Origin of the sequence: Tardiphaga robiniae, assembly GCF_013359755.1 — a bacterium.
Lineage (GTDB): Bacteria > Pseudomonadota > Alphaproteobacteria > Rhizobiales > Xanthobacteraceae > Tardiphaga > Tardiphaga robiniae.
In genome coordinates this window covers 75757-91020 of sequence record NZ_JABMCJ010000082.1, presented here as the reverse complement: position 1 = coordinate 91020, position 15264 = coordinate 75757, and the positions used below count along the sequence as shown (strand labels likewise).

The following is a 15264-nucleotide window of genomic DNA, read 5'->3' as shown; positions in this document are numbered from 1 at the left end:
CGCGTCGGCCACACCTCGGCTAAAGTCTTCCACAGCCGCATCAAATCGCGCTCTGCGCCCATCCCCTTTACACTTTGTTTACCAGGAAGGCCGAAGGTTAACGCTGGCGGCGCGTGTGCGCTTGGCTGCCGAGGCGTGAGCTTTGCGGGGATTCCGTGACGACGCGTATCGATGGAAAACCGGCCTTTTTCAAAGGCTTGAATCCATCCCGGCAGGACCGAGACGTCACTCGCGCCTCAAGTCCCGCGCCAATGCGGACGTAACCTGTGACGAGCTCGTGGTATGGATGGTGGAGGACGCCTCTCTCGGTCGGTGCGACCCTTGAGGCCCCAAGCTGATCTTAAAATGGCTGCCCTTGGGGCAGGCATTCTGCTGCGTGAGCAGCTGAGCCCGCTCGCCCGCTTCTGGGCCCGTTTTCGTGCCGCCAAGCCTGCCGTCCGCGAACAGAGCTCCAATCGCTTCATCGCAATGCTCGAGCGTTACGCGCCGCGCCGCGTCGGTATTGCGGCCACCGTGTTGATGCTGACGGGCAGCCTCGCGCTTGGCGTGGTCAAGGGCAATCACGTCGACGAAATGGTCGAGGCCTTCAGCGATGCGCGCAATGCTGCCGCCAATGCCGCCGGCTTCCGCATTGCCTCCGTCATTCTCAACGGCCGCAAGCAGCTGACCCAGGACGAGATCCTGGCCATCGGCGGCGTCAATGGTCGCTCCTCGCTGTTCTTCCTCGATGCCGCGGCTGTTCGCGACAAGCTCAAGGCCAATCCGTGGATTGCCGACGCCAATGTGCTGAAGCTCTATCCGAACCGTCTGCAGATCGATGTCACCGAGCGCACGGCCTTTGCGCTGTGGCAGGAGGACGGTCGTCTCTCGGTGATCGCCGATGACGGTGCCGTTCTCGAAAACTACGTGTCGCGCCGCTTCATGTCGCTGCCGCTGGTGGTGGGCAAGGGCGCCGACAGCAACGCCAGGGATTTCCTCGCGCTGCTCGATCGTTATCCGCAGGTCCGCTCGGTCACCAAGGCCGCGATCTTCGTCGGCGAGCGCCGCTGGAATCTCCGCCTGAAGGATGGCCTCGACATTCGCCTCCCGGAAATCGACGTCGGCAACGCGCTGGCCATGCTCAGCAAGCTCGACAAGGAAGATCGCCTGTTCTCGCGCGACATCGTCGCCATCGATATGCGGCTGTCGGATCGGCTGACCGTGCGGCTGTCGGAAGACGCCGCGAAGGCGCGCGAAGATCTGTTCAAGGCACAAGACAAGTCAAAGAAGAAGGCTGGCGCGGCATGACCGGTCTCGATCGCAACCAGGCGCCGAAAACGCGTCAGATGGCGGCCAACCGCACCGCGCTGGTGGCGTCGCTGGACGTCGGCACCAGCAAGATCGCGTGCATGATCGCGCGTCTGCGGCCATCCGCGCCGAACGAAGCCCTGCGCGGCCGCAGCCATGCGGTTGAACTGATCGGCTACAGCCAGATCCAGTCGCGCGGCGTCAAGTCCGGTGCGATCGTCGATATGGGCGAGGCCGAGCAGGCCGTCCGTCAGGCGGTGGCGCTGGCCGAACGTATGGCCAAGGTTCGCGTCGAATCCGTTTTGCTGTCGGTGTCGGCCGGTCGCCTGCAGGGCCAACTGATTGAAGCGTCAGCCGATATCAAGGGCGGCGCCGTCACGGCGTCCGATATCGCACGTGTCACCTCGACCGGCATGCGCCACGCGACGCCGCCGGGCCGCACGGTGCTGCATGCATTGCCGGTCGGCTATTCACTCGATGGCGTGAAGGGCATTCGCGATCCCAAGGGCATGGTCGCCTCGCAGTTCGGCGTCGATATGAATGTCGTCACTGCGGACGCGACGGTCGCGCGTAACCTGATGCTGGTCGTCGAGCGCTGCCATCTCAACGTCGAAGCCATGGCTGCGGCGCCTTATGTCGCAGGTCTCTCTGTTCTCACCGACGACGAGACCGATCTCGGTGCTGCGGTCGTCGAGATGGGCGCAGGTACGACAACGATCGCGACCTATTCCGGCGGACGCTTCGTGCACGCGTCGGGATTTGCGGTCGGCGGGCAACACATCACCATGGATCTCGCGCGCGGACTCGGTGCTTGCATCGCGGATGCCGAGCGAATCAAGACGTTATATGGCACGGTGCTGACGGGTGGCTCCGATGCGCGCGAACTGATGAACGTGCCGACGGCTGGTGATAACGATCGCGATTTTCCGCAGGTCGTATCCCGCGCCACGATCGCGAACATCGTGCGTCAGCGTGCCGAGGAGATTTTTGAAATGGTCAGGGACCGGTTGGCGGATTCGCCCTTCGCTGCAGAACCGCGCGCACGCGTGGTGCTGTCAGGCGGCGCGTCGCAGCTCACGGGCCTTGCCGAACTCGGCAGCCAGATTCTCGGACGGTCCGTTCGCATTGCACGACCACTCGGCTTCGGCCGGCTGCCCAATGAAGCCAAGAGCGCTTCGTTCGCGGTGCCGTCGGGCCTCTTGGTCTATCCGCAATTCGCTCATCTTGAACATGTCGAACCGCGGCATACGCGGCAGCTCAAGACAGGGACCAGTGACGGTTATTTCGGAAAGGTCGGACGATGGCTTCGAGAGGGCTTCTGATGAAATTTTTCCGGCCAGTGTTTTTTCCATCTCCGACGCCATCGGCCACCGGCCAATGGCATGACCACACAACGCGCGCGTAATCGAGAGGCAACCTCATGACCATCAATCTCAACGTTCCTGATATCAGCGAGCTGAAGCCCCGCATTACCGTGTTCGGTGTCGGTGGCGCTGGCGGCAACGCCGTCAACAACATGATCACCGCCGGTCTGCAGGGCGTCGATTTCGTCGTCGCCAACACCGATGCGCAGGCGCTGACCATGTCGAAGGCCCAGCGCATCGTGCAGATGGGCACGCAGGTCACCCAGGGCCTCGGCGCCGGTTCGCAGCCGGATGTCGGTGCGGCCGCAGCGCAGGAAGTCATCGACGAAATCCGTGATCACCTGACCGGCGCCAATATGGTGTTCGTCACCGCCGGCATGGGCGGCGGCACCGGCACCGGCGCTGCTCCGGTCATCGCCAAGACCGCGCGCGACATGGGCATCCTCACCGTCGGCGTGATCACCAAGCCGTTCCACTTCGAAGGCCAGCGCCGCATGCGCACCGCCGAAGCCGGCATTGCCGAGCTGCACAAGGTGGTCGACACGCTGTTGATCATCCCGAACCAGAACCTGTTCCGGGTCGCCAACGAGAAGACCACTTTCGCCGACGCTTTCGCGATGGCCGACCAGGTGCTCTATTCGGGCGTTGCCTGCATCACCGACCTGATGGTCAAGGAAGGCCTCATCAACCTCGACTTCGCCGACGTGCGCGCAGTCATGAAGGAGATGGGCAAGGCGATGATGGGCACCGGCGAAGCCACCGGTGAGAAGCGCGCGCTGACCGCAGCGGAAGCTGCGATCGCCAACCCGCTGATCGACGATAGCTCGATGAAGGGTGCCCGCGGCCTGCTGATCTCGATCACCGGCGGCAAGGACCTGACCCTGTTCGAAGTCGACGAAGCCGCGACCCGCATTCGCGAAGAAGTCGATGCCGACGCCAACATCATTGTCGGCGCCACCTTCGACGAGAGCCTCGACGGCGTGATCCGCGTGTCGGTCGTCGCCACCGGCATCGAACAGGCCATGCTGGCCCGCAATTCCTCGGCTCCGGTCACCACCGCGACCTCGGCCGTTGCGGCTCCTGCTGGCAACGGCGCTCCGGATGCCCGCCTGGCCGATCTGACCGCGCGTCTCCGCGCGGACAACCAGCGTCTCGCTGCCGCAGCGGCTGCCAAGTCTGCTGGCGCTCCGGCGCCCGCTGCCGCGCCCCGCGCCCCGGCGACCAGCCATGAGCGTGCCGCGCTCGCCGCCATCGCCGCTGCTGTGGCTCCGGAAGCCGCTGCGCCGCAGCAGTATGGCGACGTGATGGTGCGTCCGATCGCGCAGAAGCCCTCGCTGTTCCCGGAAGCGCCGCGTCAGGAAGCCCCTGTCGAAGCGCCGATCCCCGAACAGTTCATTCCGCCATCGGCCGAACGTGCTCCGCTGCGCGCTCCGCGGATGCCGAAATTCGAAGAACTGCCGATGCCGGCCCAGAACGAGATCCGTCAGGCACGCGGCGAATCGGAAGAGGAACCGCAGAAGGCTCGCCTGTCGCTGCTGCAGCGTCTGGCCAATGTCGGTCTCGGCCGCCGCGACGAGGAAACGGAAGCGCCGGTCTCCGGTCGTCCGTCGGCCCCGCCGATGGCTCCGATGCCGCCGCTGCCCGAGCGTAAGCCACAGCGCAGCGTCGCCCAGCAGATGGGCAACGAGCCGCCGGTGTCCGAATACGCCCGCCGTCCGGCCCCGCAGGGTCTTGATTCTCATGGCCGTCCGGCACCTGTTGCGCCGGCGCCACAGGGCGATGATCATTTGGATATCCCGGCCTTCCTGCGCCGCCAGACCAGCTGACCTTTGTTACAATCGTGACGACGACAGAAGCCCCGGCTGGATCAGCCGGGGCTTTCGTTTGTGACAGCCACCAAAAGGCGTAGGATTTCTTAACCTATTGATAGTAAGTCATTAATCTTTACCGTCGCGCTCTGCCAAGGCTCGAAACGGCCGTGGAACCGGCAGAAATTTTGGTTAACCCCTGGCCTGATTGCGGCAAAGGTGGGGTAACAATCGGTAAAAAAGCGTGAGTTGGCGCACTTTGTGGCAGGGGTTAATGTGACTGCGACTCGGGGACTCAGGAGGCCGCAAGGTTCGACTGAGAGAGTCCCTCTCATGACGAGAGGCTACTTGGGTGGGTACCTTATGACTTTCAGCCGACAGACAACGCTTGGATCGCAAGCCACCGTTACCGGTGTCGGCGTCCATTCTGGAAAGCCTGTCAGTCTCACGCTTGGACCTGCGCCCGTCGATGCAGGTTATATTTTTGTTCGCACCGGTCTTGAAGGTGCTGATCGCGAAATCCAGGCCGACGCCAAATCCGTTATCGCCACCGAGTTTGCCACCGTGCTCGGCGATCGTGAAGGCCCAATCGTTTCCACCGCCGAACATGTTCTCGCTGCGCTGCGCGGCATGGGCATCGACAACGCCACCATCGAAGTCGATGGACCGGAAGTGCCGATCATGGACGGCTCCGCAGCCGCCTTCGTCGCCGCCATCGATCAGGCCGGCGTTGTGGAGCAGGGCGCCCGTCGCCGCTTCATTCAGGTTCTCAAACCGGTGCAGGTTGCCATCGGTGACTCGTTCGGCGAAATCCGCCCCCACGCTGCGGGTTTCCGCGCCGAAGTCGAAATCAGCTTCGCCAATCCGGTGATTGGCCGCCAGAGCTACGTGCTCGATCTCAATCCCGAATCCTTCCGCCGCGATATCGCCCGTGCCCGCACCTTCGGTTGCATGAACGACGTGGCCCGCCTCTGGAGCGCCGGTTTTGCGCTCGGCGCGTCCTTCGAGAATTCCGTCGTGTTCGACGATGACAAGCTGCTCAACACCGAAGGCCTGCGCTACAGCGATGAATGCGCCCGCCACAAGGTGCTGGACGCTGTCGGCGATCTCGCGCTGGCAGGTCTGCCGATCCTCGGCGCTTACCGCTCGGTGCGCGGCGGCCACAAGCTCAACAACGCCGTGCTCTGCGCCCTGATGGCCGATCGTTCGGCCTGGAAGATCGTCGAAGCCGATGCCGTCCCTGTCCGCCGCGGCCGCGCCAGCGCCGATGTCACCTCGGGCATGCTTGGCGGCATGATCGCCCCGGCTTTCGGCCCGGACGTTTCCTAAGATCGGGCTTTCTGGCCTTCTTCTACCCGCTGCCGGTATTTTGCGTTGCGCTTTTGCGGGCGCGTAGACCTTTGCGGGCACCGAGACATCCCCGGTAACCATAACCGCCTGTATCTCCACATTCTTCGCCTTAATCCGGGCGAAATGGCTCCGTATCCGGTTGGTTAACGGATGTCATTCGGGTAGATAGAGCACGCGGTCAAGCGAAGCTGCGGGCGCGTATCCGGTTGGTCCGTGATTGTGCGCGTACCGCGCAGACACCGCATGAAGGCGTCAGGTCTCAGATATATGTCGGCACAGCGCATTACGCTCGAATCCCGTGATTCCCTGCTCACCCGCTTCGGCCGCCATGTGCGGTTGGCGTCGGGCCTCATCGTGCTGGCCGTGCCGCTGAGTGGCTGCGGCACCGGCGCACTGTGGGACAAGTTCGGCACCAAGGACGACACTTTCGTCGAGGAGCCCGCCGACAAGCTCTACAATGAGGGCTTGTACCTCATGAACAACAACAAGGATCCCAAGGCCGCCGCGAAGAAATTCGAGGAAGTCGATCGTCAGCATCCGTATTCGGAATGGGCGCGCAAGTCGCTGCTGATGTCGGCCTATGCGGCCTACGAATCCGCCGACTACGACACCTGCATCGGCTCGGCCACGCGCTATGTGACGCTGCATCCCGGTAGCCCGGATGCGGCCTATGCGCAGTATCTGATCGCCGCCTCGCATTACGACCAGATCCCGGACATCTCGCGCGACCAAGGCCGCACCGAAAAGGCAATGGCTGCGCTCGAGGAAGTGGTCCGCAAATATCCGACCTCGGAATATGCGACCTCGGCCAAGAAGAAGCTGGAAGGCGCACGCGACCAGATTGCCGGCAAGGAAATGGAAATCGGCCGCTACAATCTCGACAAGCGCAACTACACCGGCGCCATCAACCGCTTCAAGACCGTCGTGACACAGTACCAGACCACGCGTCACGTCGAGGAGGCGCTGATGCGCCTGACCGAGGCCTATATGGCGATCGGCGTGGTCAACGAGGCGCAGACCGCTGCCGCCGTGCTTGGCCACAACTTTCCTGACAGCAAGTGGTACAAAGACGCCTACAATCTTGTAAAGTCCGGCGGTCTCGAGCCGAGCGAGAACAAGGGGTCTTACCTGAGCAAGGCCTTCAAGAGATTTGGCCTCGGTTAGGAACTGACCTCCCATGCTGGCCCGTCTGTCGATCCGTGACATCGTCCTGATCGAACGGCTCGATATCGAGTTTTCCCGCGGTCTTGCAGTGCTGACCGGTGAAACCGGCGCCGGCAAATCCATTCTTCTCGATGCCTTCGCGTTGGCCCTCGGCGGCCGCGGCGATGCCGGTCTGGTGCGCCACGGCGTCGAGCAGGGCCAGGTCACGGCCGTGTTCGACCTGGCCAAGGGCCACCCGGCGCTGACGATTCTCAAGGACAACGGTTTCGACGACGATTCCGGCGAGATGATTCTGCGCCGCGTGCAGCTCGCCGATGGTCGCACCCGTGCCTTCATCAACGATCAGGCGATCTCTGTGCAGACCATGAAGGCGGTCGGCGCCGCTTTGGTCGAGATCCACGGCCAGCACGACGAGCGCGCCCTGGTGGACGCCGCCACCCATCGCCGGCTGCTCGACGCCTTCGCCGGGCTGGAGAAGGACGTCACTGCGCTGGAGACACTCTGGGACGCCCGCAAGACCGCTTATGCGGCGCTGGAGACCCATCGCGCCAATATGGAGCGCGCTGCCCGCGATGCCGATTATCTGCGCCACGCCGCCGACGAGCTGAAGAAGCTCAATCCGAAGGACGGCGAGGAGAGCAAGCTTGCGGAGCGCCGCACCGGCATGATGCAGGGCGAGAAGATCGCGGCCGATTTACGCGAGGCCCAGGAGGCTGTGTCTGGCCATCATTCGCCGATCTCGTCGCTGGCTGCCGCCGTGCGCCGGCTGGAGCGCCGAGCCGGTTCATCGCCGTCGCTGGTCGAGCCCGCGGTGAAGGCGATCGACGTCGCCATCAACGCGCTGGAAGAAGCCGACCAGCATCTTGCCGCCGCGCTCATCGCCGCCGATTTCGATCCTGCGGAACTCGAGCGTATCGAGGAACGGCTGTTCGCGCTGCGCGGCGCCGCGCGAAAATATTCGACGCCAGTCGACGGGCTCGCCGCGCTGGCCGCGAAATACTTTGCCGATGTCGCCACCATTGATGCCGGCGCCGGCCAGCTCAAGGGGCTGGAGAGCGCGGCGTCGGAGGCCGACAAGAAGTATAGCGCTGCGGCGACCAAGCTTTCGGCCGCGCGCATCAAGTCCGCCGAGAAGCTCAACAAAGCCGTGATCGCCGAACTCGGCCCGCTCAAGCTCGAACGTGCGAAATTCATCACCCAGGTCGACAGCGATGCGGCGACGCCGGGTCCACACGGCATCGACCGTGTCGAATTCTGGGTTCAGACCAATCCCGGCACCCGCCCGGGCCCGATGATGAAGGTCGCCTCCGGCGGCGAACTCTCGCGCTTCCTGCTGGCGCTCAAAGTTGTGCTCTCCGACAAGGGCTCCGCACCGACTCTGGTGTTCGACGAAATCGACACGGGGGTCGGCGGCGCGGTGGCCGACGCCATCGGCGCCCGCCTGGCGCGACTCGCCGGCAAGGTCCAGGTGATGGCCGTCACCCACGCCCCGCAGGTGGCGGCGAGGGCCGACCAGCATCTGCTGATCTCCAAGGATGCCCTCGACAAGGGCAAGCGCGTGGCGACGCGCGTCAACACGCTGGCCGAGGATCATCGCCGCGAGGAAATTGCGCGGATGCTCGCCGGCGCGGAGATTACCGCCGAGGCGCGGGCCGCAGCGGAGCGGTTGCTCAAGGGCGCAGCCTGATTTGAACGTCATTCCGGGGCGCTCGCCTCTTGGTGAGCGAACCGGAACCGCGACGTGCACCTTGTTTCACCATTGTACTCCGTCATGCCCGGCCTTGTGCCGGGCATCCACGTCTTTACAACAGCGCTTCAAGGCGTGGATGGCCGGGACAAGCCCGGCCATGACGAACATCGGTGACCGCGTATGGCAAAACCCGCAAAAACTTCCCCCGACATCTCCACGCTCACGAAGCCCAAAGCGAAGATCGAGCTGATGCGGCTGTCGCTGGAGATGGAAGCGCACAACAAGCGCTACTATCAGGACGACGCGCCGACGGTGTCGGATGCGGACTACGACGCGCTGCGTCGCCGGGTCGAGGCGATCGAAGCCAAATTCCCCGATCTCGTCACCGGCGCGTCGCCGACACAGACGGTCGGCGCAGCGCCCGCGCGTGGCTTTGCAAAGATCCAGCATGTGGTGCCGATGCTGTCGCTGGGCAATGCGTTCAGCGATGAGGAAGTGACCGAATTCGTGGAGCGCATCCAGCGCTTCCTCAAGCTCGATGAAATCCCGGCCATCGTCGCCGAGCCGAAGATCGACGGTCTGTCGCTGTCGCTGCGCTACGAGAACGGTGAGTTGATCCGCGCCGCCACGCGGGGTGACGGTTTCACCGGCGAGGACGTCACCGCCAATGTTCGCACCATCAAGGACATTCCCACGACGCTGAAAGGCAAGCACATCCCCGCCGCCTGCGAGCTGCGCGGCGAGGTCTATATGCTCAAGAGCGACTTCCTCGCGCTCAACAAGAAGCAGGAAGAGGCCGGCGACACCGTCTTCGCCAATCCCAGAAATTCCGCGGCCGGCTCGCTGCGCCAGAAGGACGTGGCGATCACTGCGTCACGTCCGCTGAAATTCTTTGCCTATGCCTGGGGCGAGATGTCGGACTATCCGATGGCGGAGCCGACCCAGCAAGCGATGATCGCGTGGCTGGACAAAGTCGGCTTCACCGTCAATCCTGAGATCACCTCGTGCAAGAGCGTCGATGACGCGCTTGCCTTCTATCGCCGCATCGGCGAGATCAGGGCCAAGCTCGGTTATGACATCGACGGTGTCGTCTACAAGGTCGACCGCATCGACTGGCAGGCGCGCCTCGGTTTCGCCGGCCGCGCGCCGCGCTGGGCCATCGCACATAAATTCGCCGCCGAGCAGGCGACCACGGTGCTGGAAAAGATCGACATTCAGGTCGGCCGCACCGGCGCGCTGACGCCGGTGGCGCGGCTGACGCCGATCACGGTGGGCGGCGTCGTGGTGTCGAACGCCACACTGCACAATGCCGATTACATCAAAGGCATCGGCAATGACGGCCAGCCGCTGCGCGACGGCGTCGATATTCGCGAAGGCGACACGGTGATCGTGCAACGCGCCGGCGACGTCATCCCGCAGGTCGTCAATGTCGTCCTCGACAAGCGCCCGAAGAGCGCAAAGCCGTACGAATTTCCCACCAAGTGTCCGGTCTGCGGCAGCCATGCGATCCGCGAGAATGACGAAGTCGTCACGCGCTGCACCGGCGCGCTGGTCTGCCCGGCGCAGGCAGTCGAGAAGCTCAAGCATTTCGTCTCGCGGCTGGCCTTCGACATCGATGGCCTCGGCGACAAGCAGATCCAGGAATTCTACGATGAGGGGATCATCATGCATCCCGTCGATATCTTCACGCTGGCCAAACGCGACGAGCGCAACACCAAGAAACTGCGTGACCGCGAAGGCTATGGCGAGACCTCGGTGCGCAACCTGTTTGCCGCCATCGATGACCGCCGCAAGATCGAGCTCAATCGGCTGATCTTCGCGCTCGGTATCCGCCACATCGGCGAAGGCAATGCCAAGCTGTTGGCACGGCACTATGGATCATTCACCGCGTTTCGCGATGCGATGCTGGCCGCGGCTGCGGGGCAGGGCGCCGACGAGAATACGTCCGAAGCCTATGCCGATCTCAACGCCATCGACGGCGTCGGTGAAATCGTCGCGGACGCGGTCGTCGAGTTCTTCGCCGAGAAACGTAACGTCAAGGCGCTCGACGAATTGCTTGGCGAGATCGAGGTGCTCGATGTCGCACAGGCCAAGACCGATACGCCGGTGGCCGGCAAGACGGTGGTGTTCACGGGCTCGCTGACCAAGTTCACGCGCGACGAGGCGAAGGCGGGTGCCGAGCGTCTCGGTGCCAAGGTGGCGGGCTCGGTGTCGAAGAAGACGGACTATGTCGTCGCGGGTGAGGACGCCGGTTCGAAGCTGACCAAGGCACGTGACCTCGGGGTGGCGGTGCTCACGGAAGACGAGTGGCTGGCGCTGATTGGGGGGTGACGGCGGTCGCACTCTGGCACGGCGCGCCTCGCTCCACACTCGTCATTCCGTGCGTCGTCTTGGCTCGTCATTCCGGGGCGCATGAAAGCGGCAACGCCGCTGAAATGCGAACCCGGAATCCCGGTGTGTTTTGCGCTGAACAGGACGGGATTCCGGGTTCGCGTTACGCCGCCTTCGGCGCCTCCTCGCGCCCCGGAATGACAGTTTGGGGCGACAAGACAGCACCCAAACATTTTTTCCTATTTCCGTTGACAATATCCCTGTCATTGATTATATTCCCCTTCGTCCTGCCCCACCGAGAGGGGCGATCGCGATCGTCACGTTCGCGGGGTGGGATGCGGTGGACGCCGGAGATGCGGCGTCACGCGGTTTATGGGGGCACGTCTGTCTTCGGGCAGGACGGATCTGCGCCAGCACTGCCACTGGCAAGGAGACGGCCGGCCTTCGGATGGACAGACCCTGGACAGTGTGACGGACGACCAAATCGAAACGCGTTCGGCCAAGAGCTTGAGGCTACCCTGTCCCTCCGCCCTGGGACACTAATTTTGGTGATGGGGCCGTTCGCCAAGGCAGATGTGCAGGCAACCGAAAAAACACCGCAGGCGGAACGTCGGGCACTTGCTCGGCGCCTCCGAAAGTCCTGATGCACTCTAAATTGCGGAAGACCGCATCGCATCAGGCCCAAGGGTGCAACGGGCACCCGGCGTTCCGCACGCCCTCTCACAAGGGGGCGGGAATGCAAAAGACGACGGCGCCCCCGCGCCGCAAACAATGGGGGCGATGACGCATGTCTGACGAGCAGTGGCTGTTTGACAGTTGAATCTGAAATAACGTGACGCGCGCACGCTCAAACCAAACGCCGTCATGCCCGGCGAATGCCGGATATCCACGCCTTGGGCCGCGGAGAAAGGCGTGGATGGCCGGAACAAGTCCGGCCATGACGAACGAGAGAGTGATGCGTAGGATGGGTAGAGCACAGGCGCGTTTGCGCCGAAGCGAAACCCATCAAATGCAAGCCAGGAAAGCAACGGGTTTCGCGAAGACGCTCTACCCATCCTACGCGATCACAACAATCCCGTCTCTTCGCCCTCGGCCTTCTCGATCATCTCCTCCGTCACCACCACCTTGCGGCGGGGGACCAGAAAGATCATCGCGGCGGCGCAGCCGCAGGACAGCACGACGAGTGCAATGTTGAGCGGCACCGGCGTTGCGAAATGGCCGCCGAGCCAGGCGCCGAATTGCGAACACAGCGAGCCCAATCCCATCTGCAGGAAGCCCATCATGCCCGATGCCGTGCCCGCGGCCTGCGGCCGAATGCTGAGCGCGCCGGCTGCGCCGTTCGACATCACGAAGGCATTGCCGAACATCACGATCATATGGGTGAGGAACAGCCAGGCAGGATTCTGGTTCAGCCCGGTGAGGCCCCAGACCACGTTGAGCATGGCGCCGCCGAATTGCAGCGCGAGGCCGAACCAGATCAGTTGTTCGATGGTCCGGCGCGGCGCGAAGCGCACGCAACACAGATTGCCGACGAGGTAAGCGAGGCCGGAGGTCGCGAACCATGCGCCATATTCGGCCGATGTCCGGCCCATCTGCGTGACCACCACATAGGGACCGCCGCCGGCAAAGGTGAAGATGATCCAGGAGGCCACGACGTAACACAGCAAATAGCCGATGAAGGTGCGGCTGCGCAGCAGGACCCGGGAGTCGGCGATGAAGCCGCCGCCGCTCACGTCACTGGCTGCGCGCCGTCTCGTTTCGGGCAGGAAGAATGCGATGGCCAGTGTGACGACCAGCGACGAAGCGGTGACCACATAGAAGATCGCGCGCCAGCCGAAGCCGGTTTCCAGGAGACCGCCGGCCAGCGGGCTCAGCATCTGCGCGATCATCATCACGGCGATGACGAGGCTGATCATCGCGCCGACGCGTTCGCGCGGATAGAGATCCCTGATGATGGCGCGGCTCATCACCATGCCCGTGGCGCCGCCGAGCGCCTGAAAGAACCGTGCGGCGATCAGTTGCGGCAGCGAGATGGCGAAGCTTGAGCCGATGCCGGCGATCACCATCAGGCCGAGACCGGCAAGCAGCACCGGGCGTCGGCCGAATTTATCGGACAATGGCCCCATGATGAGCTGCGAGAAAGCGAGGCCGACCATGTAGAGCGACACCGTCATCTGCGCGATGGAGATGTCGGCGCCGAAGGTGCGGGCGAGTTCGGGCAGCGCCGGCACCAGCATATAGAGCGAGATCGGCGCAATGCCGGTCATCACCACCAGCAACAGCAGCATCACCCGCGATTTGGAGAGGTCGACGGCGTCGACTTTTGGAAAAGGCGGGCTGTAATTCACGTGGTGGCTGTTCTCTCGCTATTGTGGCTGCGTCAGCGGCTCTGTCGCTGCTTCGAGCCAGACGCGCGTCGCTTCATCGTCGAGCAGCGGCATCACCTCGCGGCGAACGCGGGCGTGATAGTCGTTGATCCATTTCAGTTCGCGCTTGCTGATGCGATGCGCATTGATCAGCCGGCGGTCGATCGGCGCCAGCGTCAGCGTTTCGAATTCATTCATCGGCTGCTCGGCGCCCTCGATATGGGCTTCGACCACCAGTTCGAGATTCTCGATGCGAATGCCGAAAGCGTCGGTCTTGTAGTAGCCGGGCTCATTGGAGAGGATCATGCCGCGCTTGAGCGGCGTGGTGCCGAGCTTGGAGATCCGCGCCGGGCCTTCATGCACCGACAGATAGCTGCCGACGCCGTGGCCGGTGCCGTGGGCGAAGTCGAGGCCGGCATGCCAGAGGAACTGGCGCGCCAGCGTATCGAGCTGCGCGCCCGTCGTGCCATCGGGAAACGCCGCGCGGGCAATGGCGATATGGCCGCGCAGCACGCGCGTAAAACGATCGCGCATTTCGTCGGTGGGTTCGCCGATGGCGATGGTGCGGGTGACGTCGGTGGTGCCGTCTTCATATTGCGCGCCGGAATCGATCAGTAGGAGATCGCCCAGCGCGATACGGCGATTGGTCTTGCGGGTGACGCGGTAATGCACGATGGCGCCGTTCGGCCCGGTGCCGGCGATGGTCGGAAACGACACGTCCTTCAGCGCGCCGGTCTGGCGGCGGAAGGTCTCCAGCGCCTCGACGGTATCGATTTCAGTGAGCTTGCCCTTCGGCGCCTCGCGGTCGATCCAGGCGAGAAAGCGCGCCAGTGCCACAGCATCGCGGCGATGCGCGGTCTGTGTGCCCTTGATCTCGACGGGATTCTTCACCGCCTTGAGCAGTGCGACGGGATCGGCACCGCGCACGGGCTTGCCGCCGGCAGCCGTGATCAAGCGGCTCAGCGCATCGGCGGCGGTGGCATTGTCGAGCACAATCGAAGCACCCGAGGCGGCGAGGTTTGCGAGCGCCGATGTCAGCGCATCCGGCTCCTGCACATCGGCCGAGACTTCCAGATGGTTGCGCGTGCTGTTGGAGAGCTTGCGGTGATCGATGAACACCTGCGGCCGGCCGGTCTTTGGGACCAGCGCATAGGACAGCGGCAGCGGCGTATGGGAGACATCGGCGCCGCGGATGTTGAAGGTCCAGGCCACCGCGTGGGAATCCGACAGCACCAGCGCATCGACACGCAAGCGCTCCATCTCGGTGCGGATCTGGGCGAGCTTGTCGGCTTCGGAAACGCCGGCATAGCTGAGCGGGTGAATCGATACCGCGCCGAGCGGCGGCGCCGGGCGCTCGGCCCACACCGAATCGAGCGGATTGCTGTCGACCGCCACCAGTTCGGCGCCGGCCTTGGCGCAGGCCGCTGCCAGCCTCTCGGCTGCCGCAGAAGTGTGCAGCCACGGATCAAATCCGAGGCGATCTTCGGGCTTCAGGTGATCCGTAAGCCAGCTCTCCGGCGGCGGCTCGACCAGCGACTGGATGCTCCACGCATTCACATCGACTTGTTTGGCCGCCTGCAGCGTATAGCGGCCATCCACGAACACGGCGGCGTCCTGCAGCAGCACGATCGCCATGCCGGCCGATCCGGTGAAGCCGGTGAGCCAGGCCAGCCGCTCGTCGGAGGGCGGCACATATTCGTTCTGCTGCTGATCGGCGCGGGGAATCACGAAGCCTGTCAGTTTCCGGCGCAGCAATTCCTCGCGAAATGCGGCCAGCCGCGCAGTCAGCGCCACGCCGCTTTCGGGCTCTTCGAACGTCTGGAAATGGGCTTCGAACATCGCGGGATCATCCTATGGGTGCGCTGTCAGGCCTGCAATCGAGGGGCAGGGTTGCGCAGATTTGG

The 15264-nt window shown here is 63.8% G+C and carries 9 protein-coding genes; 7 read left to right on the top strand and 2 right to left on the bottom strand.

The annotated features are described in order from the left end of the window. Nucleotides 1-282 precede the first annotated feature (282 nt). The 7 genes from HP556_RS12285 to ligA all read left to right on the top strand — a co-directional run bounded on the left by HP556_RS12285 (nucleotide 283) and on the right by ligA (nucleotide 10994). Nucleotides 283-1287 (top strand): cell division protein FtsQ/DivIB, encoded by a 1005-nt coding sequence (locus HP556_RS12285; RefSeq protein WP_175367174.1) that lies wholly within the window; start codon nucleotides 283-285, stop codon nucleotides 1285-1287. Next, nucleotides 1284-2609, top strand: a complete 1326-nt coding sequence (gene ftsA, locus HP556_RS12280) for a cell division protein FtsA (protein ID WP_068734085.1) — start codon at nucleotides 1284-1286, stop codon at nucleotides 2607-2609. Before HP556_RS12285 ends, ftsA begins: the two co-directional genes overlap by 4 nt. 98 nt (nucleotides 2610-2707) lie before the next feature. Beyond that, the gene (ftsZ, locus tag HP556_RS12275; RefSeq protein WP_120289048.1) at nucleotides 2708-4477 is read left to right on the top strand and encodes a cell division protein FtsZ; all 1770 of its coding nucleotides are present in this window, start codon (nucleotides 2708-2710) and stop codon (nucleotides 4475-4477) included. Nucleotides 4478-4822: 345 nt separating this feature from the next. Further along, the gene (gene lpxC / locus HP556_RS12270; RefSeq protein ID WP_089267338.1) at nucleotides 4823-5788 is read left to right on the top strand and encodes a UDP-3-O-acyl-N-acetylglucosamine deacetylase; all 966 of its coding nucleotides are present in this window, start codon (nucleotides 4823-4825) and stop codon (nucleotides 5786-5788) included. 288 nt (nucleotides 5789-6076) lie between these two features. Then, nucleotides 6077-6973, top strand: a complete 897-nt coding sequence (locus HP556_RS12265) for an outer membrane protein assembly factor BamD (RefSeq protein ID WP_120289304.1) — start codon at nucleotides 6077-6079, stop codon at nucleotides 6971-6973. A 13-nt stretch (nucleotides 6974-6986) separates the two neighbouring features. Continuing rightward, nucleotides 6987-8660 (top strand): DNA repair protein RecN, encoded by a 1674-nt coding sequence (gene recN / locus HP556_RS12260; protein WP_175367173.1) that lies wholly within the window; start codon nucleotides 6987-6989, stop codon nucleotides 8658-8660. A 183-nt stretch (nucleotides 8661-8843) separates the two neighbouring features. After that, on the top strand, nucleotides 8844-10994 hold the full coding sequence (gene ligA / locus HP556_RS12255; RefSeq protein ID WP_175367172.1) for an NAD-dependent DNA ligase LigA: 2151 nt from the start codon (nucleotides 8844-8846) through the stop codon (nucleotides 10992-10994). Nucleotides 10995-12058: 1064 nt separating this feature from the next. Here the strand turns inward: ligA and HP556_RS12250 are convergent. Both HP556_RS12250 and HP556_RS12245 read right to left on the bottom strand, forming a co-directional pair. Continuing rightward, nucleotides 12059-13282, bottom strand: a complete 1224-nt coding sequence (locus HP556_RS12250; RefSeq protein ID WP_175367297.1) for a multidrug effflux MFS transporter — start codon at nucleotides 13280-13282, stop codon at nucleotides 12059-12061. A gap of 78 nt (nucleotides 13283-13360) precedes the next feature. After that, nucleotides 13361-15199, bottom strand: a complete 1839-nt coding sequence (locus HP556_RS12245; protein WP_175367171.1) for an aminopeptidase P family protein — start codon at nucleotides 15197-15199, stop codon at nucleotides 13361-13363. Nucleotides 15200-15264: the final 65 nt, after the last annotated feature.

What these genes read in the sequence shown, in the direction of transcription:
- ftsA (WP_068734085.1), top strand. Translation starts at nt 1,284, where the DNA reads ATGACCGGTCTCGATCGCAACCAGGCGCCGAAAACGCGTCAGATGGCG.
- recN (WP_175367173.1), top strand. Translation starts at nt 6,987, where the DNA reads ATGCTGGCCCGTCTGTCGATCCGTGACATCGTCCTGATCGAACGGCTC.
- ftsZ (WP_120289048.1), top strand. Translation starts at nt 2,708, where the DNA reads ATGACCATCAATCTCAACGTTCCTGATATCAGCGAGCTGAAGCCCCGC.
- lpxC (WP_089267338.1), top strand. Translation starts at nt 4,823, where the DNA reads ATGACTTTCAGCCGACAGACAACGCTTGGATCGCAAGCCACCGTTACC.
- ligA (WP_175367172.1), top strand. Translation starts at nt 8,844, where the DNA reads ATGGCAAAACCCGCAAAAACTTCCCCCGACATCTCCACGCTCACGAAG.
- HP556_RS12285 (WP_175367174.1), top strand. Translation starts at nt 283, where the DNA reads ATGGATGGTGGAGGACGCCTCTCTCGGTCGGTGCGACCCTTGAGGCCC.
- HP556_RS12265 (WP_120289304.1), top strand. Translation starts at nt 6,077, where the DNA reads ATGTCGGCACAGCGCATTACGCTCGAATCCCGTGATTCCCTGCTCACC.
- HP556_RS12250 (WP_175367297.1), bottom strand. Translation starts at nt 13,282, where the DNA reads ATGCTGCTGTTGCTGGTGGTGATGACCGGCATTGCGCCGATCTCGCTC.
- HP556_RS12245 (WP_175367171.1), bottom strand. Translation starts at nt 15,199, where the DNA reads ATGTTCGAAGCCCATTTCCAGACGTTCGAAGAGCCCGAAAGCGGCGTG.